Annotated in this window: 19 protein-coding genes; 4 read left to right on the top strand and 15 right to left on the bottom strand. The window is 61.7% G+C overall.

The window, feature by feature from the left end; translation table 11 throughout:
* The first annotated feature begins 589 nt into the window (after positions 1 to 589).
* Positions 590 to 1,828 (top strand): group II intron reverse transcriptase/maturase, encoded by a 1,239-nt coding sequence (ltrA, locus tag A2G96_RS08085; RefSeq protein WP_231909587.1) that lies wholly within the window; start codon positions 590 to 592, stop codon positions 1,826 to 1,828.
* A gap of 233 nt (positions 1,829 to 2,061) precedes the next feature.
* Positions 2,062 to 2,535 (top strand): EthD domain-containing protein, encoded by a 474-nt coding sequence (locus A2G96_RS08080; protein WP_167354351.1) that lies wholly within the window; start codon positions 2,062 to 2,064, stop codon positions 2,533 to 2,535.
* Between the two features lie 68 nt (positions 2,536 to 2,603).
* On the opposite strand, the gene A2G96_RS08075 is transcribed toward A2G96_RS08080, so the two are convergent.
* Together A2G96_RS08075 and A2G96_RS08070 are read right to left on the bottom strand one after the other, a co-directional pair.
* Positions 2,604 to 3,779: an NADH:flavin oxidoreductase/NADH oxidase gene (locus tag A2G96_RS08075; protein ID WP_062798398.1), complete on the bottom strand. Its 1,176-nt coding sequence runs from the start codon at positions 3,777 to 3,779 to the stop codon at positions 2,604 to 2,606.
* A gap of 46 nt (positions 3,780 to 3,825) precedes the next feature.
* Positions 3,826 to 4,482: a TetR/AcrR family transcriptional regulator gene (locus tag A2G96_RS08070; RefSeq protein ID WP_062798395.1), complete on the bottom strand. Its 657-nt coding sequence runs from the start codon at positions 4,480 to 4,482 to the stop codon at positions 3,826 to 3,828.
* A gap of 413 nt (positions 4,483 to 4,895) precedes the next feature.
* Between A2G96_RS08070 and A2G96_RS08065 the strand changes: the two genes are divergently transcribed.
* Both A2G96_RS08065 and A2G96_RS08060 read left to right on the top strand, forming a co-directional pair.
* Complete coding sequence (locus A2G96_RS08065) at positions 4,896 to 5,273, top strand: ATP-dependent DNA ligase (RefSeq protein WP_231909629.1); 378 nt, start codon at positions 4,896 to 4,898, stop codon at positions 5,271 to 5,273.
* A 226-nt stretch (positions 5,274 to 5,499) separates the two neighbouring features.
* Positions 5,500 to 5,826 carry a hypothetical protein gene (locus tag A2G96_RS08060; RefSeq protein ID WP_062798393.1) on the top strand — a complete coding sequence of 109 codons (327 nt, stop codon included), beginning with the start codon at positions 5,500 to 5,502 and terminating at the stop codon, positions 5,824 to 5,826.
* Positions 5,827 to 5,854: 28 nt separating this feature from the next.
* Here A2G96_RS08060 and A2G96_RS33705 read toward each other — a convergent pair whose 3' ends face one another.
* The 13 genes from A2G96_RS33705 to A2G96_RS34505 form a co-directional block, all read right to left on the bottom strand.
* Positions 5,855 to 6,028, bottom strand: coding sequence for a hypothetical protein (locus A2G96_RS33705; RefSeq protein ID WP_154676081.1), 174 nt, complete (start codon positions 6,026 to 6,028; stop codon positions 5,855 to 5,857).
* 76 nt (positions 6,029 to 6,104) lie between these two features.
* Positions 6,105 to 6,314, bottom strand: coding sequence for an Rz1-like lysis system protein LysC (lysC, locus tag A2G96_RS34510; RefSeq protein ID WP_470290487.1), 210 nt, complete (start codon positions 6,312 to 6,314; stop codon positions 6,105 to 6,107).
* Positions 6,250 to 6,624: a hypothetical protein gene (locus A2G96_RS08055; RefSeq protein ID WP_231909628.1), complete on the bottom strand. Its 375-nt coding sequence runs from the start codon at positions 6,622 to 6,624 to the stop codon at positions 6,250 to 6,252. The genes lysC and A2G96_RS08055 overlap by 65 nt, the downstream gene beginning before the upstream one ends.
* On the bottom strand, positions 6,621 to 7,112 hold the full coding sequence (locus tag A2G96_RS08050) for a lysozyme (RefSeq protein ID WP_062798390.1): 492 nt from the start codon (positions 7,110 to 7,112) through the stop codon (positions 6,621 to 6,623). Before A2G96_RS08050 ends, A2G96_RS08055 begins: the two co-directional genes overlap by 4 nt.
* Positions 7,109 to 7,384, bottom strand: coding sequence for a hypothetical protein (locus A2G96_RS08045; RefSeq protein WP_062798388.1), 276 nt, complete (start codon positions 7,382 to 7,384; stop codon positions 7,109 to 7,111). Before A2G96_RS08045 ends, A2G96_RS08050 begins: the two co-directional genes overlap by 4 nt.
* 519 nt (positions 7,385 to 7,903) lie before the next feature.
* Complete coding sequence (locus tag A2G96_RS08040; RefSeq protein ID WP_062798385.1) at positions 7,904 to 8,527, bottom strand: hypothetical protein; 624 nt, start codon at positions 8,525 to 8,527, stop codon at positions 7,904 to 7,906.
* A 770-nt stretch (positions 8,528 to 9,297) separates the two neighbouring features.
* A complete protein-coding gene (locus A2G96_RS08035) occupies positions 9,298 to 11,673 on the bottom strand; it encodes a hypothetical protein (RefSeq protein WP_062798383.1) in 2,376 nt (791 codons plus the stop codon).
* Positions 11,673 to 12,506, bottom strand: a complete 834-nt coding sequence (locus A2G96_RS08030) for a hypothetical protein (RefSeq protein WP_150124077.1) — start codon at positions 12,504 to 12,506, stop codon at positions 11,673 to 11,675. Before A2G96_RS08030 ends, A2G96_RS08035 begins: the two co-directional genes overlap by 1 nt.
* On the bottom strand, positions 12,499 to 12,747 hold the full coding sequence (locus tag A2G96_RS08025; protein ID WP_062798379.1) for a hypothetical protein: 249 nt from the start codon (positions 12,745 to 12,747) through the stop codon (positions 12,499 to 12,501). The genes A2G96_RS08030 and A2G96_RS08025 overlap by 8 nt, the downstream gene beginning before the upstream one ends.
* Positions 12,748 to 12,756: 9 nt before the next feature.
* The gene (locus tag A2G96_RS08020) at positions 12,757 to 14,106 is read right to left on the bottom strand and encodes a hypothetical protein (RefSeq protein ID WP_150124076.1); all 1,350 of its coding nucleotides are present in this window, start codon (positions 14,104 to 14,106) and stop codon (positions 12,757 to 12,759) included.
* Positions 14,106 to 15,617: a hypothetical protein gene (locus A2G96_RS08015; RefSeq protein ID WP_062798375.1), complete on the bottom strand. Its 1,512-nt coding sequence runs from the start codon at positions 15,615 to 15,617 to the stop codon at positions 14,106 to 14,108. Before A2G96_RS08015 ends, A2G96_RS08020 begins: the two co-directional genes overlap by 1 nt.
* Positions 15,614 to 21,799, bottom strand: a complete 6,186-nt coding sequence (locus tag A2G96_RS08010) for a tape measure protein (protein WP_062798373.1) — start codon at positions 21,797 to 21,799, stop codon at positions 15,614 to 15,616. The genes A2G96_RS08015 and A2G96_RS08010 overlap by 4 nt, the downstream gene beginning before the upstream one ends.
* On the bottom strand, positions 21,789 to 22,064 hold the full coding sequence (locus A2G96_RS34505) for a phage tail assembly chaperone (RefSeq protein WP_470290492.1): 276 nt from the start codon (positions 22,062 to 22,064) through the stop codon (positions 21,789 to 21,791). The genes A2G96_RS08010 and A2G96_RS34505 overlap by 11 nt, the downstream gene beginning before the upstream one ends.
* Between the last annotated feature and the right edge of the window lie 8 nt (positions 22,065 to 22,072).

Genomic DNA, 22,072 nt, shown 5'->3' with positions numbered 1-22,072 from the left:
GTGCGCCGTGCAAAGGCACGGTTTCTCAGCGGGTGCGAATCCCGCCCGGCAACTCTCGCTCCAGCCGGTAGCAATCGGAGCAGTCGTGGAGGTAACGAAGCGGCTGAAGCCTTCGATGTAGAGGGTCATGTAAGTGACTTGGCGAGTATGCAGGCCGTAACGTGAGTGAACGCTGAGCAGGCCTCGAAAGACGCAATGCGGAAGCCGACCCGTCGGAATATCGGGGAAGGCTGCCACCGTGGGGGAAGAGAGCGAAACATGCACCCCGCGGTTCCGCCGGGGTAGTGGCGACAGCATGCATACAAGAGGGAAACCGATGCAACACGGGAAGCCCCGTGCGTGGTCGAGCGCAACGACCAACCGGAAGCCGGTGACGGACAGGCCGGGCGCATAGGGGTGGCGGAGAGGCCCGTATTACCGAGGAAGCTGGGTAATGCCAGTGGAGGAAAGGGGCCTCAGTTCAGAACCAACGTTGAAAGTGGGAAAGGACAGGAGATTGGGAAACCTAGCAACTCCGATTAGCGTTCAGGGACTACGGACGGCGTTACATGCGAAAGCGAAGGAAGAACCCGAGTTTCGCTTCTATGCCTTGTACGACAAGATCTATCGAATGGACGTGCTAAGGCACGCCTATGCGTGTTGCCGCGCCAACAAGGGGGCACCGGGTGTAGACGGCCTGACGTTCGATGATGTTGAGCAGTATGGGCAGGAGCGATGGCTTGGGGAATTGGCGCAGCAGCTTCGGGATGGAACGTATCGTCCGGAAGCGGTAAGAAGGGTCTATATTCCAAAGCCGAACGGCAAACTCAGGCCGCTTGGCATTCCGCGACTGGCGGAAAGGGTGTGTCAGACGGCGGCGATGCTGGTCTTGGAGCCAATCTTCGAGGCCGATCTGCCGCCAGAACAGCATGCCTACCGACAAAACCGGAGTGCACAAAGCGCTGTGCGCGAGGTACACGGGCTACTGGCCAGTGGCCACAAGGATGTTGTGGACGCCGACCTGTCCGGGTACTTCGACACGATCCCGCACGTCGAACTCATGAAATCGGTAGCACGCCGGGTTGTTGATAGGCGTGTTCTGCATCTGGTGAAGCTCTGGCTGGATGCCCCGGTGGAAGAGGAGGATGAGCGAGGTCGCAAGAAGCGCACGACGTCCAATCGGGATACCAAGCGGGGCATTCCGCAGGGCTCGCCGATCTCACCCCTACTGTCCAATCTGTACATGCGACGATTTATCTTGGGGTGGAAGAAGGCTGGCTTGGAACAGCGGCTTGGTGCTCGGATCGTCAATTATGCCGACGATCTGGTCATCTGCTGTAAGGGCAGCAATGCCCAGAAGGCGCTCGCCGCCATGCGGCAGATGATGGGCCTGCTTAAGCTTACGGTGAACGAAGAAAAGACCCGGATTTGCCGCCTTCCGGATGGCGAGTTCGACTTCCTGGGGTACACCTTTGGTCGGCGCTACTCGGTCAAGACTCGGCGGCCGTACATCGCCGCTCGACCGTCGCGAAAGAGCATAAAGCGCATGACTGAAACGGTGCGTATCCAGACAGGCCGAAACATGGCATGGATGGATGCCGGGGAAATGGTGAAGCGTCTGAATCAGAAACTTGGCGGATGGGCCAACTACTTTAGCCTCGGCCCGGTCACTCCTGCCTATCGGTTCCTCGACAAGTACACCACAAACCGGCTCCGCCGATGGTTGTGCAAGAAGCACAAGCAGCGCAGTGGGGGAGTAGCGCGCTACCCCGATGAGTATCTCTACCAGCAGCTTGGACTCATCCGCCTGCCAAAGCTTCCGCAGAACCTTCCGTGGGCGAAGGCATGATGTTCTGTCCGAGAGCCGGATGCGTTAGTAGCGCACGTCCGGTTCGATGAGCGGGATGTGAAAACGGAGCCACGGTTCGGCTAATGAGGCACCGCCAAACGAAAGGGGCGGCTACTGATATGCAGAACCTAACGCCACCGCGTCACATCTCGACTCTACCCGTTTTCTGAAGCGACCCCACAAAGGGCGAACTGCTATTCGACGCGATGGAAGAGCGGACGTATCAGACGCTCATGAAAGCACAAGCCGCAAGCTTGGCGATGCAGACAGAGGCGAGCGACCCACGTCGCCCGGACGATCTGATTGATCGGGAACGAATGACTGTCCTGATTGTGACGGCCCATGTGGCAAAGGACGGTGAAATACCCCCCTCGTCAGTCAAGAACGTTGAGTTTGTTTCACGGCGCCCGGGCATGGAAACGAAGCACTTCTTCGACTACTGGCAAGATGTCCACGGCCCGATCGCAAGACAGATCGAGTACATCCGGCGCTACGAGCAGAATCACGCACGCCCCGAGTACTCTCCTGTTCGCCAGCCATATGACGGGCTGGCGATCACATGGTTCGCGTCAACTGCCGACATGCGCGCCGGTACACAGACCGATGCCTACCAGGTGACGAGAGCAGACGAGCCCAACTTTCTTCCTGACGGCCACTTACCGATAATTGTTTCGCGCGAGATTCTGGATTCGCGCGCATCGGCATAGTCATGTGAAGCAGCTTCGCACCTGGCGACAATTTCGACATCTGTGGCCAGGTGCTTCCGGCTGGGGCGTTAATCCTTACTTGTACTGCGCGCGATAGCCCCAAGATGTTCGAACGACTCATCCTGCTGCCTGGCGCGTCGCTTCAGCCACCAGCCATGCTGTTCAACCCAAGCCTCCCATCCCGAATTACCCTGCTCAAATAGGGCGGCATGGCTTGCCCAATTTGGGTTGAACAAAGCTTCGCGAGCAATCGCAATCAAGTCAGCGCTCTCGTCGTCCAGGACTTGTTGCGCGTGCGACGGATCACGAATCAGTCCAACCGCAACGGTCCGCACCCCGACTTCCTCACGAATTCGACGCGCGTACGGCACATGATATCCGGGCGTTCGACCCACTAGCTGCTTGTCCTTGGGAAGGACCATTCCCCCGGATGAACAGTCGACGGCGTCGACTCCAAGCTTGCGCAGTTCCGTGGCAAAACTCACGCTGTCTTCCACACCCCACCCTGCATCCAGGCCGTCTACACTCGATATACGAACGAACAGAGGCTTGCTTGCAGGCCATACCTTGCGCACCGCCTCAACGACTTCCAGGGGAAAGCGCATGCGGTTTTCCAGCGAACCGCCAAACCGATCCAACCTATGGTTACTTAGTGGCGATAGAAATGAGTGCAAAAGGTATCCGTGCGCGCAATGGAGCTCCAGCACGTCAAAGCCTGCAGCGTTGGCGCGTTCCGTGCTGGCCACAAATTCACTGATAATCTGATGCAGATCCGCCTCGGTAAGAGGTTGAGCGTCAGACGCTGTATTGCCCTCCTCGCTGACCGACACCCCAACGGTCGCCCAGCCTTGCTCGACAGCGTGAGCCGACTCACTAGCACTCAATGGCCCCCCACCCTCCCAGGGCCGCTGCGACGCTCCCTTGTCGCCGCTATGAGAGAGCTGGATGCCAACTGCAGCATCGAAACGATGCACAAAATCTGTAATGCGTTTAAGCGGCGCGACTTGTTCGTCAGACCATAGACCGAGACAACCGGGGGTAATACGCCCCTGCGCACTGACCGCCGTAGCCTCCACGAACACTAAACCGGCGCCGCCTAGCGCAAACCGGCCCAGATGTACAAGGTGCAAGTCATCTGCCATTCCCTCCTGCGCGCTGTACATGCACATCGGCGAAATCACAACACGGTTCTTGAGCTCCACAGTACGGAATTTGATTGGGGACCATAGAAGCGTTTTGTCCATGTGCACTCCGGAAACGTTTAGAGATATAGTCGCTTTAAGGGAAATGTCATTTCTCTTCGGGTGGTCGCCCCACAAGCCCGTAGAGAACAAACTTCATATAGGCATCCGCTGCCAAACGAGGAAGTTCGACGCTGCGGCCATCGGGGGACATATAGCGTTGAGACAGATAGCTACGGGCCGCCATCAACATGTAGGCAACGACTTCGAGTTCACCCTCCGAGTAATCCTGCAACTCACCGTTTTTCATGGAACGCTGCAGGAAACGGATGTACCGCTTCGATACGTTGTCGAGGTGCTTCTGAAACCCTGCCGGGGCGAAGCTTTCCGCTTCATTCAGAATGCGGGGAAACTGGGGAGTACTTTTAAGAAATCCGAAAAAGGCGCGGAAGCTCTTCTCCTCGAGATCACGGAATCCGCTTCCGCCCACAGCTTCATCGCGGACGTAGTCGAGCATCTGCTCGCCAAGATCTGGAAGAAGGGAGTCCAGCAAATCTTGTCGCGACTTGAAATAGTTGTAGAACGTGCCCTGGCCCACCCCGGCACGCTGCGTGATCATTGTTACGGAAGCTTCCGCATAGCCCACCTCGCCCACCACCTCGGCTGCGGCAGACAATAGAGCGCTTCGAATGCGCTCTGACCGCTCCGAACGGGAACTCGCGGTTTTCCAAGACGCTGCCCGCGCCACATTCGTCATGTGTTTCATAGTGCTACGCGTGCTTCAAGGCCGCCGCCTTGAAGAATCGTGAATCGTGAATCACTGTAGCACAATATTGTCGACTGTGAGGACTAAAGACCTAGAGGTTGTTGGCGGAACGCGAGAATACGCCTAAAAATGCACACGCCACGGCGATACCAAATTTCTGCTGCACTTCAGGTCGCATCAGTTTCTAAGCCGCCATGCGATCAGGGCGGCTTAGACCGGCAAATAAGGGTCGGCAAGAGACATTAGCAACCGGCGTAGAGCGGTCAAACGAATTTGCGTTTCCCTGATCGTGCTGCGGATCCTTGAAACTGTGAGTTCACGTCGACAGCAACCTTAGGAACTCCCAGTCAATCCCGGAGGCGCAGCGTGGTGAGGGCGAACAACTCACAGTGAGTACCGTTCAGAAGGTGTGCGTGCTGGACGACATTGGCCGCAGCGACTTCGAGCGGCTACAATCCCGTGCTCGGCGCCGGGGTTGGTACCGCGGCGCAGAACCGGTCGTCTACTGCGTATTCGACATACTGGTCGGCAACGGGAAGGACCTGCGCGGACAGCCGCTCCAGCGGCGCAAGGCCGCGCTGCGGAAGCTGCTGGGATCGCAGCGGGATGGGCTGCTGTATGTGGACAGCATCGAGGATGGCGCCTGGCTATACGGGCATGCGCTGGCGCTTGGACTGGAGGGAGTGGTGGGCAAGCGCACCGGATCGACGTACCAGGCTGGTGAGCGCTCGAGCGACTGGGCGAAGATTAAGCGACCCGGTGCGGTTCCTTATAAGAGGTTCACGCGGTAGCCCGGCTTCCATCGGTCCTATTTCCCGGCTTGTGATAGGCATCACCTGGTCAAGCAGTGGCAACTTGCATACTTCGATCCGCTAACGATGACCCCGTTGGCGTTCCCTTCTTGCCGAGCCGGTCCCCGCTGGCTTGGCACTTTTTTACCGTTTCATACCGAAGCGCTAAACCCGCGATTAACATCGATCCCGCGGCAATCGCGTCGCCGACTTCTCCAGTGTTGCTATGAGCCTTGTTGATCTTGCTGATGCCTTCGCCAAAGTTGAGAGATTGCCGCAGCATGAGCGGCTCTTGATCGCCGTCCTACTAAACGATCCTCCGCGTTGGTCCGCTGGCAGCATCTACGATCCAAGCGTCTGGTTGGGGTTCGACTCATCTATCCGTCAATTGATTGAAGAGTATCGAACCGGAGATAGGCAGCCCTCAGTTGCGCTCACCCCCTTTGGTCGCGGCCACGTCCTAGTCGCCATGGGCCATCAGACTGCTCAAGGCGTGATTGACACCTTGGAGGCTGGCATCGGGCTAATCCGCCAGCAGATCGGCAATAAATGAGTGCAACAGGAAGCCAGCCGCCACGGGTTTAATCCGTCGGCCAAGAGACGGGACCATCATCGAAGCTATCGAACCATTCTCGGATCGCATCGGCCACAAGACCCGGATCACACGATGGGCCGCCGGGCACGCAGGCGCGGATAAAGGCCTCCACATCAAAACCCAGCTGCTCATCTTGGGTCGGAATGTAACGCATATTCATAAAGACTCCGGGAAGGTGGAGTCTTGTTTAACGGCCCCTGCTGAACGTTGCTTTACCCCTCCCTTTGCAGGGGAAGCTACTTGGGCCAAGCCTCCACCGTCTTTCGGTGGCGTGCCGCGCAGTCGCCCAGCTCACCCAGCACCGTCACCATCCAGTCCTGCCAAACGTCATAGTCAGCCACCTCTGGCGCGTCCGGCACCACGCATGGGGCAGCCAGCGCGCTATCGAGCGGCGGCGGCTTGCTTGGCTGCGTCGACAGCGCTGGAGAGGTTGCGCACGCGGACATCATCAGGGCGGCAATCCACAGGCAGAGGCTTCGCATTTTTCAGATCCTTCCGGATGGCGTCCATCTTGGCGCCGAGATCCGATTTGATAACCAGGTAGTCGTCAGCGCTCTGGCGGATCCTGACTCCCGCCTCCTTGAGATCGCTGAGCGCGGTGTTGGCGTCGGCAAGGTCGGCCTGGGCCCGCGCCGCGGTGAGCTCCGCAATCTCGGCGCCCTTGCGCCAGCCGTTGACGGTCCAGCCGGCGGCAAACAGGCCAGCGGCCAGCACCAGGGCGCCGGCCCCGCGCCATAGGATGGCCATCGGCGTCATGGCAGCCCCCTTTCACAAACACTGCGCTCAATCGCACGACGTTTGACCAAGCCGGGCAGAACCTTACCGCCTGCAGTCACCCATTGAGGCCGTCCGCTGTCACTCTCGTTCATCGCCCTGCAGGCCCCGCGGAAGTTCCCGGCGTTGAACCGCGCCGCCGTCGCGCTGCCGCAGTAGGCACCGGCGCCCACGTTGATCGCGAAGCTTACGGCCGCCCCCAGTTGCCATGGCCTTCCCTTCAGTCCCGGCGTGCAAGCGAGCACCGGCTCTGCATGCTCGATCAGATCATCGACCAGCAGCTTTTCGCATTCGGCCTCCGTGTATGGCCTGCCAAGCACGGCGGTCTTCGTGTGTCCCGAGCAAGCGGTGACAATGCCGATCGGGTCCCTGTACCCGCGCAGCACCTTGCCCTCAAGCTGCGGCGTGATGGCGAGCAGCCAAGCCGCCGTTGGCGCGCCGACCAGCGCGATCAATTTGGCCTTGCTCATTTGATTCCGCCTCCCTTGATGGCCGTCCACAAGCCAATGACCGCCGCCAGCGCGCCCGCGATGTAGCCGATTGGCTTCGCAGCCCGCCCAAGCCAAGCGATGACCTTGAATCCACCAGAGAGGGCATCGAACAGCTCGACCAGTCCCTGTGTGTTGGCTTCCGTCCGGCGCGTGCACTCGGTGTTCTCCGCCACGCTTTCCTTAAGGGCCTTCACCTCACCGACCAGCTGCTCGAACTCTTCCCGGCTGACATGGTTTGCGTTATCCGGCATGTATTCCCCGTCAAATGAAAAAGCCCGCACGCGGCGGGCACAAAAAAAGCCGCACGAAGCGGCTTGTGATCTGCATCACAGAAACTTATGGCTGTCGGACTACAGTCAGTGCGTTCGGGGTCCTCTCCTCGAGCTTTGCCCGAATGCCAGGCTTCCTTCCCCCCGGCTGCCTGGCTCTTTGTAGGCTAGTCGTGGTCGGCGTCAACACCAGCTCGCGAGATTACCTCTCCAATTCCTTGGTGACAATTCCAGCAGTTACCTATGGCGTGCCGTAATACCTCGCGCCGAAACTGCTCCCATGCAGACACGGCAGCAGGAATTGGAGCAACACGGACGTGAGAAAGAGCTTCCGAAACGCGAAGGCGATAAGGACGCCGAATGGTTGGATCGTCGAATGGCCCATCCGAGGTTACACCCTGGTATTTAATACCCCATACCCGACACAACAGGCCGCGCTTTCCGCAGTGCACCGGATGTTGTGGGACCACAGTTGTGAGGAGAACGGCTGCGAGCGCCAGCTCACACCGGCCAGCCCACCTCAATCTCGTCGCAAAGTGCCTTGACTTCCGCGACGCTTGTGCAACCGCGCACCGCGTCCTGCTTTCGCCCACACGTGCCCGCAATGCGGGCTTCAAGTTTGGACAAGGCCGCCGCTTTGGACAACACCTTCGCCACCAGCTCGACCAAGGGTATGTCTCGCACCTGCGCCTCCATCGCCAGATTCGGCGATCGGCTTGGGTCTTGTGTATCCTGATACGTGACCGCCTCCCAACGCTTGATGCCCCAAGATGCCATCTCTGCCGGGCTGTAGTTGGAAACCACTGCATCGCGCTTGCTCTTGGCCAGCGCTTCGATCGCCTCGATGGCGATGGCCTGCGCCGCCTCCAGTGAGCCAACCATGGCGATCGACCAAGTCTGGTAATAGGTACTGTCAACCAGCTTGAAGCCGGCATCCTGGACGGACTCGAGCAGTCCGACGGTGGGCTTTGCCATATCCATCGCCGGAGCAAAACCATACTCGGCCGCCAGCTCGCCCGGAATCACCACTGGAAACGAGATTCCCGCCGGCAGCTGTTGTCGAAGTTGGTGCTGATTAATGATTGGGCCGGCCGGTTGGCCGTTTTCAATCTTCACATAGTGCATGTCGTGTCCTCAAAGGTCCGCAGCGTTATTTGGATAGGAGCGCCCACCTCCCCACAGGATGCGCACAGCGCCCTTGCCACCGACACCGCCATCCGTGCTGCCGCTGCGACCTCCAGCGCCGCCCCCACCGTAGTTGCCGCCGTTCTTGCCGATGCCAGCGGATCCGCCGGACCCGCCTCCACCGGGCAAACCACTTGAATAGGTGCCGTTCGGCCCTTGGCCTCTCAAGGCGACGCCACCTCCCCCATCCCCGCCCCCGCCTCCGCCTCCGGCGCCGCCCCCGCCCGCCGTACCGCTGCCGCTACCCTGTCCGTCGCCGCCTGCACCTGTGTAGCCACCTGCGCCTCCGCCTCCACCACCGAACGAGTACGAGGCACTGCTGCCGCCGCTGTAGACCGTGGCCGAACTGAACGCTCCCGATTTAACGCTCGCCCGCCCCGCATACACGTAGAGATCGCCAGCACCGTTCGGCAGCGAGACGCGACTGTAGATCTGCGCCCCACTGGATGAAAATTGGACAATGATCTTTGTGCCTGGAGTAACAGGGATTTCGTTTGCCCAGCCAAAATCGCCACCTTTGCCTCCTGTCGCAGTCGAGCCGCCCCAATCACCCCCATTACCCCCAGGCGACACAGCTGCAACGCAAACATGCGTGACACCATCCGGGACGGTCCAGCTATAACCATCAAAGCCGCCCGTTGTGGTGGATTCGAAGACCACCTGGCTTGGCGCAGCTTCTTGCGCGCCACACATCATCAGCATCTTCGTACTCATGAGTTCTGCCCTGCCTTGAAGGCGCGCCAGGTTGCGCCACCATCACGTGTGCGCAGCACGAACACATCTGCCTTGCCGTTGGCTGCAGTGAGTGAAGGGGACGTGCCCCCCGGCCACTTCACGGTACCTGGCCACGCAATCGTGCGCGCAGTGCCATCTGCAACGAATTCCAGGTCCATGGCGTAACTCTTACCAGCCGCCGGCGGATTCGCGATTGTCAGCGTGGTGATGTTGGCGTTCAGCGAGACCGTGAACTGGTTGCCAGCGCTGCAGTCAAGCACCAGCGTCCCGCCGCTGATAGCCGGCGAGGTCGACGTCTCACTCATGCTCGTCAGCTGCTTCCCGGTCATCACCGACGGCAGTCGCGCATCATCCAGCGAGCCGCTGGTCAGGTTGCTCGCGTTCGCGGCAGCCGCCGCGTTGTCGGTGATCTGCCGCTGCAGTTTTCCCAGCGCCGCCAGCATTGTGTCGGTCGCCGCTATTGCAGCGTTGACCGCCGTCGACAGTCCGGTCAACACAGCGGCGCGCACGCGTGCGGCTGTGAAGTACTGGTTCATCGCCCCTTCGGGGACCGCATCTGTGCTGCCCGGACTCGCACTGATCTCGACGTAGGCGGATCCAGACCAGCGATAGGTCTTGTTCGTGTCCAGCGCAACATAGATTCTTCCGCTCTCACCGACGGCCGGAAATGCGGCTTGACTGGCGTACTCGAGGACATCATCCACGAAGCTTGGCAGCTGCGCCGCAGGCACCTTGCCGCCGCCATCAAGCGTTGCAACGCCACCGACTGCACCCTTCTCCGCGAGCGGGATCTTGCCGTCCAGCGCGGCCTGCAATCCACTCACCGCGCTGATCGGCTCCTCTCCGGTGTGATTTGCTCGATCCAGTAGGTGCGAATCCGCCGCGTTGGCCGTCGCCCCCGCGGCCACGCCATCGAGCTTGCCTTTGTCCGCCGCGGGCATCAGGCCAGCTGCAGCGGCAGTCGCCTCGGGCAGCGTGACGTCGCCACCGCCGTCCGGCGCAATGCCTTGAACCGACACCACTGACCCGGAGCCGTCGATCCCGCGCCGAGCGAATACCCGCCAGTTGACGGGATCCGCGGCCGGGTTCGTTGGCGTGGTACCTGCCACGATGCGCTCCCAGGTGGCACCGTCGTCTGTGGCGAGATCCCCGACGGCGTAGGCCGCCGCCGCCGCCCATGGGCCACGCGAGACCAGGCCTGGGACACCCTGTGCACCGCGCCCCCCGACCAGAGCGATGTTCCAGTCGGCATGCTCGACTGCGCCCACGAAGTACTCCACCGCCAGAGTCAGGCTCGTGCCGGCGTAGGCGGAGACCGGCCCTTCGACGAACACGGACCCGTCGTCGCTCGCCGCGCGCAGGCGCTGGCCAAGAGTCCAAGCCTTGCCCGCCTGGGTGGCGAACACCGCAGGGCCGGCACCTGGAACCAGCGGCGTCACCGAGGATCCCGCCAGTGCCGCCGCGTAGTTCTGCGCGGCGTCCCGCGCCGCCTCGGCTTGGCCCTTTGCCGCAACCGCATCACCCTTTGCCGCAACTGCCTGGTCGCGCGCGGTATCAGCATCTGCCCTCGCCTGCCCGGCATCCGTGGCTGCCTGGACCGCTTCGTCGCGCCTCGCCGCGGCCGTTTCCGCGCTGGCGGCCGCCTCATCCGCTTTGTCGCCAGCAGACGAGGCACTGGCGGCCGCTGCACCGGCTGCCTCATCGGCGGCCTGTGCACGCTGACCAGCCAGTTGGGCGGATTGGCCAGCAGCCAGTGCGGCATCCGCTGCGGCCTGCGCATCGAGCTCCACCTGTTCGCGCAACGCCTCTAGGGCAGCCGTGACGTCGCCCTGCGGGCCCCGAATATCCACAGCCTGCGCGATATGGGCCACCAGGCCCGCGGCGCCGACGTAGGCCCCGGATGACGGCTTGACGCCCTGCCCACCGGCCCAGTCAATCACGCGCATGACGCGGCGTGCGCCGTCGACGATCACCGCGATCACCGGGCTCCAACCCTTATCGCCGACGGCTCCGGCCGGCCCACTCTGGCCGGACAGGCTGATCGTCCAGTTGGAGAACGTCCCTGCGCCGGAGGTGGCAGCAACCAGGACCGACATATCGCCAGTCTCGGCGTCGTAGGCCGACACCTGACCATCCATCCACTGCGTGACGTCGCTCGTGCGTGTGATACGCACCGGCATGCCGACGGCAAACTGCTTGCTGGCCTGCGTAAGCAGTACCTTGGCGCCGGCGCCAATTGTCAGGACCGTGCCACTGGTGCCGGCAATTTGCTCCGTCACGCGATCCCAGAGCTGATTCAGCTTCTTGACCGCGTCCGGGCCTTTCTGCTTGGTATAGAACTCCGTAGCCATTACCAGCCCTCAATTTCCAGTTGCGACGCGAACAAGCCGAGCCGGGCATGCGTGAGCGCCGGCATTGCCTTGATGCGGCCATAGATCATGCAATCCTGCTCGGTCAGCACATCTTCGCTCTCCGGATAGATGCTGATGAAGAGCGGGCGATACAGCCCGCAGCCGCGCAGGATGTGCGCGAGGCGTGCACGGTCCTCAGGATCAAGCCACGTCATATCGAACGCGAGCGCACTATGTAGCGTGCCGCGGTCCACCACAGGATCACCCGAATCGGCGCGACTCACCTTGCTGGTGTCGATAACGCTGACGCGCGCGCTGCCCAGCTCCGCGTTGTGCTCCGGCTCCCAGTACTGGCCGACCACCAGCCGCGCCTGATCGATGTAGCCGGCCGGATTGTCGAGATCGATCACCTCGATCTCCACGCGGCGCGCAGCTACATGGTCGGCGAAATAAGCTGTCGCCTTCACGTCGCCTCCATACAGCGCGGCGTTGGAATTGAGCGGCATCTCCCAATCCCACATCCCCAGATCGGCGCCCGGCGCCGCATAGATCGTCCCGGTATCGGCCAGTAGCGATCCACCGACCTCCGCATCCCACGCGCGCATGCGGACCGTGGCTGTCTCACTGGCGTTGGAAGATGGCAGGGCCATCATCCCAACGGTCTCCAGGCTCGGCCAAGTCACCTTGTAGGTGACGCTCGTTCCGGTGCTCCGATGGACTTCCACCTTGCGATCCGTCAACAGGTTTGATGCCGGATAGCCGGCTGCCGTACTGCTCGCCGTTACCGTGCCTCGATCCACCGCGTTGTCGTGGATGACGCGCAGGTTAGGCATCCAGGCGCTCCAGCTTCAGGCCAAGCACGGCCAGCTTCGCATTTAGCGCAGCCAGCAACTCAGGCGTAATGTCCTCGGGCTCCGCGGGGAACTGGGAAGGGGCAGGCTGGCTGACCGCCTTCCCGTTCTGGTCAACCATGACGCTCGCCACAGTCATGATCGCTGCGGAGCCGTAGGCTGCCGGCTGGACCGGATTGTCAAGCTGAACGGTGAACTGCATCGGAATGCTGATACGTGGCATGTGGGCCTCCTAGCCGCATTTGTAGAAAAGCGGAACCAGCTTCACCTGGTCCGGATAGTCGAAGGTCACGCCAACCCGCGACTTCGCAAGCGTGTAATTCCTGAAAACGTCGTCTCCCTGACGCTGTGCGATGCCTGGCATGTCGCTCGAGCACAGCCAATCGCCTGCCTCGATGTCGCCATTTCGACCGCATGCGAGCACCTGGCCGTCACCGAGCGCGTTCATCACCACTAGGTCATAGCGCTCACATAGGTCATCCCACTCATCGACAAGAACAGGCGTTATTGTTTTATCCTCTCCCTCCCCTTCTTCCCGGTACTCCTTGATCAGCGCCGCCGGCACGCCATCCCGCAGCGGCCGCCTACTGACGAGCACGCCCGCACTGCGCGGGCTTCGAGCCGAGCTGCTCGGCTTGGTCGTCAGCAGTGTGTTGCCGAGATCGCGCGCTGCGATAAGCTCGTCATCATCAAGAACCATCCCAACATCCGCGGCGGTTTCCTTCGGGATCAAGGCCTCATGTCCAGCCGTGAATGGCCCATAGCCGGTGGAGCCTTGGAAGGTCTCAGCGTAGAAAGCGAAGCCCCCGTTTTGTCCCACAATGCCGGACGATTGAATGGTTCCGTTTTTTACGTTTCGGCGAATGCCTCGGATGGCGTGATTGTTCCCGTTGCTGCCAGACGCCTCCGCCCAAAAAGTGGCGCGGTTTGCCGCATCGCGGGAATTGAGAGTCATGTAGCTGCCGAGCAACTCCACGTTGTAGCCGACCTGGCACCGGAGGCCCTCACGCCCAGCCGCCGAGTTGTCTTGGTTGACTGGGTCTCCAACATAGAGACCTTTATCGAATACCGCGCTCACTTCGAACTTCGCATAGTTCGTGCGCAGGGCCACAGAACCCGGAATCGAAATATCGGTCGATCCGGTGAAGAAAGCACCGACGAAGCTCCCGCCCGTGAATGTCTTACCAGTGAAATCGCCACCGTTGATCTGGTTGGCGTTCAGGGTGCCCGCATAGACGACACCCACAGGTAACTGCCCCGATCCCAGTTGCGACAGAAGCACCGTGCCCGCGTAAATAACCCCGACCGGAAACGTCCCAGAGCCAAGCTGGTTTGCGTAAAGCGTATTGGCAAACGCGAGCAGACCAAGGTTGGTGACTTGGGTGGAGCCGTTCACCGTGTTCTGCAGCGCAAGCTGGCCAAGGCCCTGAACGCTGCCGCTCTGCACAGTCACGCCAACGGGGATTTGGCCCGGCCCGAGATTGGATGGTGGCACAGTGACGTTGCCTGGAATCGTGATTTGATTCACTCGCGTTGCCGCCCCCTGGATAGAAATATCGCGGTCATTGCGGATTGCTGCCATTACGCCAGTACCTCCACACGAACACGCCCATCAAGCCAATTCGAATCGAGCGCCGTCACCATGCCCACCTTCCCCGCCTCCATCCCAAAGCGATTGCCGAACAGGCGCACTGGCTGGCCGAGCTCAAGCGTGAGCATGTGCGGCAGGCAAACGACCTCGTAGATGTGGCGCGGCACCTTCCAAAGATCGCGACGGCGATTCGCCTCCGACTGCGCCTCACTGCCGATATTGAGCAGGGTGTCCTCCTCTTCCGGATCCCCCACCAGCTTCCAGTCGCCGATCGTTCCGGCATCCGTCGCAGTAGCAGTCAAGTATTCCTTGCCGTACAACTCCTTGTGCGCTTCGGGAATGCCCGTTTGCAAATTGCTCTGTACTGCCCAGTTCCGGCAGTACCCCAGCTTTACGGCACCGCGGACCAAGCTGCGTGCTTTGATGCTCAGGCTGAACTGCTCATAGTCGGATCGCTTGATGTCGCGCGGCGCACCGCTTGGCGGCAGTTCCACCTTGTGTATCCTCAATTGCGAAGCACGCGACATGGCGATTTGCGCGCCCACACTGGCGGCCAGGATGTTGCATGCCTCCAGCACGTTCACGCGATCTCGGCTGTACAGGCCGACGCATTGAGGATTGGCCGCATTGAACGCGGTGAGGTTTGCGAGATCAAGGTCGGCATTGAGAAAGCGCTCCGTTGCCTTGCCGAAGCCCGTCACTATGCGCTGGATGATCGGCCCAATGCGATCGGTGTACACGCCCCCGGACTTGTCCCCCTGCACCGAAAGCGTGATCGTGCCGCCGTTGGTTGGCGACTGGAGCAATCGCACCTTCCCAGTCCCCAACAAGGTAGACGAGAAGTTCACTGGCACGCCGTTATCCCGCGCCTCGTTAATCACCTCTGCCTGGCCGACATGGAAAGCGTAGTCATGCGTGGCCGCGGCGGTCAGCACAGGCTCGGCGTTGTGACACTCCCCGAAGCAGACGGGCAGCAGCGTGTCCTTATCGATGCCGGCGCCTCCGATCTTTACCTCCGATATTGGGGAATTAAGGCGCTGCAGCTTGTCCGTCACCGTCAGCGACAGCGCTTCCCTCCCGGACGGCTTGATGTCATCGATGATGCCGTTGAAGATCGGATAAAAGTCGGCGCGGGACCAGGTCGGGTCCCCCATGTACACCCGGATAACCCGATTTGCCCAGACGTAGCCTAGCCAACCATCCAACGCGCCGTCCCTGTTCTGCAGGATGAACGCGCCCGTCGCGAACCGCGCAGCGCCGGCGCTACTCCCCGGACCATCGAAGCCCAGCACATTGAGGGCCTCATTGAAGGTCACGCCGCCGGTAATGATCGGCCTGTAGTGGGTGTTGGCCGGCGCATCAGCCGCACCCGTATTGTAGGCGCGGTTGGTCATGTAGAAGGTGGTCTCGGTGACACCAACCCGCGCCACCGCTTCCACCAGTACCGTCCGGCGCCCATGGCTCGACTTCAGCCAGGTTTCGAACTCCGCTTGCGTCGTCATGATAGTGCTGGTCCCTTGCGGGTGCGATTCGTTTCAACGGCCAACTTGGCGCTGTCCTCGGAAGCGTTCGCCATGCGATCGCCTGCATCGCGCGTGGCACGGACCTGCTCAGCCGACTCCTGAGCCTGTTGGGTGCGCAGCATGTCGACCACACGCGTCAACTGATCGACCTTGCCAATCAGCGCCTTGAGCAGGCCATCACCCCGGCCGAACTGCGACCAGTCGATGGCGGAGAAGACACGGTTGTCCTGTGCCGTCATTACCCGCTCACCCGCGTGCAGGATTGCCCTGTACCCGTCAAACGGGACGCTGGCCAGTCCGTCAGCGTGGCTGCCATGAGCCTTCGCCCATTCCAGTTCGCTTCGGATGTCGGCAATGCTCTTCCCGCCTTGCATCTGCTCGGCGTAGAACCGCAGCCCTGCCGCGTCCGCATCGCGCCCCATCACGTCCTGGTACGCCTTCTTGATCTGCTCCTCGTACGCGCCCCAGGCGAAGTCGTTGATGCCCTGACCGCCCGGCGTAGAGAACTGCTGCGACCAGTAGTCGAGCCCCGATGCATCCGGAGTTCGGCCAAGAAGATCCTTGTAGAGTTGCGTCGCCAACTGCGCGCCGCCCGCCACCGTGTTGATTAGCGGCGCGAGTTGCGCAGCGATCTCTGCCGGTAGTCCTTGCAGCAGGCCCGGGACCGTCGACTGCAATCCCATCGCCTGCTCCAACGCCTGCAGTGCGCTTAGTTCTGCAGCCAGCTTGGCCGTCAGGTCGTTGTAGTTGGCGTCGGCCGCCGCCTCGATACCTTGCACAAACTGCTGCAGGCGCGTCAGCTCCTCCACCTGCTGCGCACTCAAGCCCGTCTGTTGCTGGGCAGCGTTCAACTGCTGCTGCGCCGTATCGGCCTGCTGGCGAGCGACCGCCAGCTGCTGCTGGGCCGCCGCCTCTTGGGCCGCGCCCTGACTTTCCAAGCCGGCACCGAGCGAATCCAGCGAGCCGGTCACGCTGTTGAAAATCTGCGTGTACTGCTCGCCGCTGGCATAGACCGTGCGCGCGAGATTCAGGTATTCACTCGCTGCTCCTTGGAGCTGCCCGATCGCGGTTTGGTCTCCGCCGCGCGCCTTCGCCAGCGTCGCCTCGTAGTTCGCCTGCGCCTGGCCCAGCTTCTCCATGTTGGTGAGCGGAGACAGGTCACCGGTGCGCAGGTCGCTAACGTAATCGCGCAACTGGCGACCAGCGTCGCGTAAGCTCTTCCCGGCGTTCATCAGCTCCTGCGCCGCGCTCTGCTGCTCTTGCGCTGCACTCAGGTCTGCCTGATAGCCAGATGTGTCGACCGGGGACTGTGCCTGCGTGATCAACCCCATCAACTCGCCCGCAAGGTCCAGCTTCTGCTGCGGCGAAATGCCGGATTGGAGCATTCCCCACAGTTGGTCCTTACGGCCAGCAGTACTGCCGCCCTGACCAAGAGCCTGCCCGATCTGCGACAGCATCGACCGGGCATTGCCCCGCAGCGTGAATGCCGCTTGCACTTCGGCCGACAGCGAAGCCACGCGCCCACGAAGATTCTCCAACGCCACCATCTGCTGTGCCATGAGATCTGAAAGCCCGGTGCCAAGCTGCTTACCTTGTGCCTGCATTTGCTGCAGGAAGTTCGACATCTGCTGCGCGAGCGCCATCAGCCCATCCTTGAGCCTCAGGCCGCTCGCAGTGCTGGTGTCGATGCTGTCGACGAGCTGGGTATAGGCGATCGCGCTCATCGGCAGCGCCTGGCCCAGCTTGGCAAACTCCGCACTGAGCTGATCCTGTAACCGGCCCAGCTGCTCCTCCGGGGACTTGAACAGACTGTAATAGCTGTCCGTCAATTCGCGCGTCCTGGCCGCAGCCTCCTCCGCCGCCGCCGCGGCCTGGGCTGCCGCTGCCTCAACCTCCAGGAAGGCCGGCGCGACCCGCACCAGCGCCTGGTATGCCTGTTCGCCGGCCTCGGTGTTCCGGTCGAGGCCTCGGGCATACTCGAGTAGTCCGTCGCGCGTGGTGATGCTGGACAGGCCGAGCTTGTCGAGCTCCTCACGCATCGAGTTAATGCGGTTCTCCTGCTTCTGCTGATCGGTCAACAAAATGTTCTCGAGATCGACAATCCCAGTGCGCACTTCCGTCACGGTGCCGTTTAGGCCGCGCATTGCGTCCTCGAGCTGCTTGTACGCAGGCGTCAACGCCATGAGCGCAACCGCGTGCTGGGCCTCGTTCTCGCGGGACAGGTCCTGCTGCTCGATCCACTCCCGAAGTTGCGCAGTGCTCTCTGGCATCGAGAAGCCCAGCGCGGCAAACTGGTCCCCCAACTGCTTGGCAGCGTAGGTAACCTTCTCCTGATCGGAGAATGCCGCGTCCATATAGGCCGACGCGATCGAGTTAAGGTTGTCCACCCCACCGGCCGCATTGACCAGAGCCTCACGCTTGCCTGCGCCACCGATGCCCCCGATACCGAAAGCGGTGTCGAGATTCTTTCCAAGCGCCTCCGCGACCAGATTGGTGGACTTGAAGATGTCGGTCAGGCGCAGGGCCGTCTGCACCAGGTTCTCGCCCTCCTTGCGGAACGCCGCAATGCCCGGAATCATGTTTTCCGCAAGCGCATCGCTCAGGTCGCCCCACGACTTCTTGCGGTTCTCCTCGCTCCGCCAGTCATTGCGGATCGAGTAGTCGAACATGCCCAAGCGGCTATCCATCTCCCAACGATTGGAGACGGAATTGAGCCCCTTGAGGATGTCGACCATCCCAAAGAACTCCGTCTGGATGGCGGCCATCTCCTTGTCGCCGAACGGCTTCGACTCGCTGCTGTACCGATCGCTGCGGAACCATCCCCCCTTCTGCTTGAAGTCGGCGTACTGACCTCCGCTGAAGCCGGCACCAGTGAAGCGGCCCTCGATACCAGCGCTCTGCACTTCCTTCGGACCCATGCCAAAGGCACGGTTGACAACGCCACCAATGGCGCCACCAATCACACCGCCTATTAGCGTGCCCAAGCCTGGGACAATGGAGCCGATAGCGGCACCAATGGCCGCGCCGCCGCCAGACGCCCATGCCTGTGTGCCGCCAATTGCCGAGTATTGACCCGAGATCAATGAGCCCACGCCGTACCCTGCAGCGGTTCCACCCAAGAAGTTCAGGCCCGACGAAAGCGCTGCAACACCCGGCGTCGCGCCCGCAGTGCCTGCGCCCTTGAGCGCAATGAGGTTGCCCAGCACGTCGCCGCCCGCCATTTCCGCGATTGGAGTTGCTATAGCGCCCGGCAAGCTCACTGCACCAGCTTGCAGCGCCGAGTAGACGCTACGCCCTGCACTGAGCAAATTGACGCCGCTGCTGACGGCGCCCAGGCCACCACCACCGGTGGCGCTCGTGCCACCCAGACCGAGCATGCTCAGACCGGACTGCACTAGGCCAGCCACCGGTTGCATAATGGCCGAGATTACTGGTCGCAACACGAGCGTGTTGAACATGTTCTTGAGGGTATCTCGGAAATTCTCCGCGAAGCCCTTGCCGGACTCGAACCCACGCAGTAGCGCATCGGTCAGGGACCTGTTGATGTCGTCGCTCGCCCTCTTCCAATCGTCGGCAGCCTGCGTGGCCTGATCAGCGATTGCCTGTCGCCCTGCGTTTGCCTCCCTTTGGTTGGCGATGGCCTCTAGTAGCTCCGCCTCTTCGCGCAGGCTTTCGATATACGAGGCGGAAGTGCTAGTCCGCTCCGCCTCAGCCAGTTGCTGACGCTTGACGGCCGCCGCGTCGCGCAGGCGTGCGGCTTCCAGCCGCTCGGTTTGCTCCTTCGTCAGCCCAATGGCCTCGTACTCAAGCTTGAGCGCGTTCAGCTGTTGCTGCAGCTGGTCGACGCTCGCCGTACTCGCGTTGTAGCGTTCATCCTCGACGCGCTTAAGCTCCGCGCGCGCAATGGCCTCCAGCTCCAGCGTACGGAGCAGGTCGATCCGCTGGCGGATCTCCGACTCATGCAGCTTGATGCTTTTGTCTTTGCCGCCCGCCAGGTCGGCCTCAAGCTTGATGATCGTCTTCTGGGCTGCGCTCAGCTTGTCGGTACCGGCCGCTTGCTCACGAAGCGATGCAATCTCTTCGTCTGCGGACTTCAGATAGCTGTCAGCAAGGGTATTGCGCTCGGCGCGCACCTTGTTGCCGGCTTTCGTCTTCTTGGTGAAGTCCTCTTCGATTTTCGCGAGGCCCGTCTTGTGCTTCGCTTCGATCTCGACCAGCTTCACGGCGTCGCCACTGGCGCTATTCAGCGCGGCTTGGTATGCGGCCTCCTCTTTGGCGATAGCTGCGCGCTTCTTGTCCGCATCCGTCATGCGGTTCGTGTCTTTGACGTAGGAGTCAGACACAACGCCGCGCGTCGCCGCAATCTTCTGATCAAGCGGCTGTATGGCCGCTGTTGTTTGTTGCAGCTCATTGCGCCAGCCGGCTACCGCCTTTGCCCGGTCCTCAGCGGTGGCGGTGGTGTACGCACCGATGCCCTTTTCAGCTTCATTGAGCATCTTGAGGGCGAAGCGTTGCTTGTCAACGAGCCCTGTCTGCTCCTTCAGTACCGCGTTGTACTTCTCGTACGGGTCCAGCTCCAGCTTCTTGCCGAGCGCCTTGTTGACTTCATCCAGCGTGCCAACGAGGCGACCCACATCGTTTGAGATGCTGACCACGGCTTGCGACATTGCGTTGGCCGTGTTGTTGGCCATCTTTACGCCCGCAGCCTCCGCCTCCTGCGCACCATTGGTGAAGTACTTATAGGCCGTAACCGCGCCGCCGATTGCCAACGTCAGACCACCAATCATCAGCCCTACCGGACCCATGGCCATGACGGCCCCCCGCGCTGCCGCGCCAACACCCGCGAGCAGCGGCACCAAGCCGCCAGCAGCCGCAGCCGATCTTGAAAGCCACGCCACCAGACCTACGCCGACCAGCGTGCTCACGCCGCTCACAACGGCTGGCAGGTTGTTGCCGATTGCCAGGATTGCATCGGCCAGCATCTTGGACGCGCCGGTCGCATCATCGACATTGCCGACGAACTCGAGGAACTTGTTGTTGAGCACTTCGAGTGCCTGACTGACAGTCGCGTCCATTTTGCCGAACGCCTGATCGACGGCCCCGGCCTGGCTTTCCAATGCCGTGATGAGACCTTGCGCCGTGAGCTTGCCCTCCTCGCCCAGCTTCTTCAGCTGCCCGACGGTGACACCGAATCCCTTGGCGATGGCCTGCGCAAGCGCCGGCGCCTGCTCCAGAACCGAATTCAGTTCCTCGCCGCGGAGCGTGCCGGCCGCGAATGCCTGGCCCAGTTGCACCAGAGCAGCCTGCGCACCTTGCGCGCTCGTGCCGCTCACCACCATGGCCTTGGAGATCGTGGAGACCACCCCCGACATACGCTCGCCAGAGAGGCCCAGCTGCTCCTGATTCATGGCCAGGCGCTGATACAGCTCTGCGGTACCGGCGAGGCTTTGACGCGTCTCATTGGCGATGCTGATCACGCTGCGCTGTGCTTGCGCGAACTCGGCGGAGCCGTTCGTGACCAGCTTGAGCCGGTTATTCAGGTTCGTCCATTCATCAGCCGCACCAATCAGCTTCTGTACGGTCACCGCCGCCATGAGCGCGCGCACGTAACCGCCGATGCCAGCAGTCAGACCGGGAAGCGTGCTCTGCTGCTGCTTCATAGCGCTGACCTGCTCTTGCAGCGCCTTCACGCTCTCGCGCATCCGCGCAGTCTCGGCGGCCGAAGCATTGGCCTTCTGGAGCGCCGCCGCTGCGGCGTCCTTGGCCATCTTGATCTGCAGCGAGCTCTGCGCGTTGAGCGTGGCGAGTGCCTTCTCCATTTCGCGCGCGGCAGCCACCTGGGCCTTGGTGGCTGCCGTGTTTCCATCGGTAGCGCGACGCAGCATCTCCAGCTGGCGCTGGGCGCTCGCGCTTTCCGTGCTCACGCTACCCAACTGGCGCGACACGTCCTGCGACACTCGGCGGAAGCCGCCGAACTGCCGGTCAACTTCCGCCGCGGCGCTGCCCACCTTCCGCATGCCGGTGCTGCCGCGCGTGCCGGCCTGATCCAAGGCGTCCGCAGCCTTGTCACCGGCCTTTGCGACAGCGTCAAGCGAGCGCGTCCCCCGCTCGACGTCGGTCGTATCAAGCTTCAGGCCCAGTGCGGCAATATCAAGGGACATCGGTCTTTACCTTCGGTTTGTTCTCAAGCGCCACTTGGTCTAGCGCCTGGATGAGGTCGAGTTCCCACTGGGCCGGATGCTCTCGGCGCAGCAGGAAATAGCTGCGTATTTCTTCGAAGGAGGTTGGATTCGGACCGAAGCCGCTGCTCTGCCGCTGGCGGTGCAGTGCCTTGAACCAGTCCCAGACGTGCTGGGCGCCGTCCGGAAATTCTGGCCCGACTAGCTGGGGAGGCCGTTTGCCTGTCTGGCTTTCGACGGCCTCCAGGTGCGCCC

Source organism: Cupriavidus nantongensis, from assembly GCF_001598055.1.
Lineage (GTDB): Bacteria > Pseudomonadota > Gammaproteobacteria > Burkholderiales > Burkholderiaceae > Cupriavidus > Cupriavidus nantongensis.
This window is presented reverse-complemented; position numbering and strand designations above follow the sequence as displayed.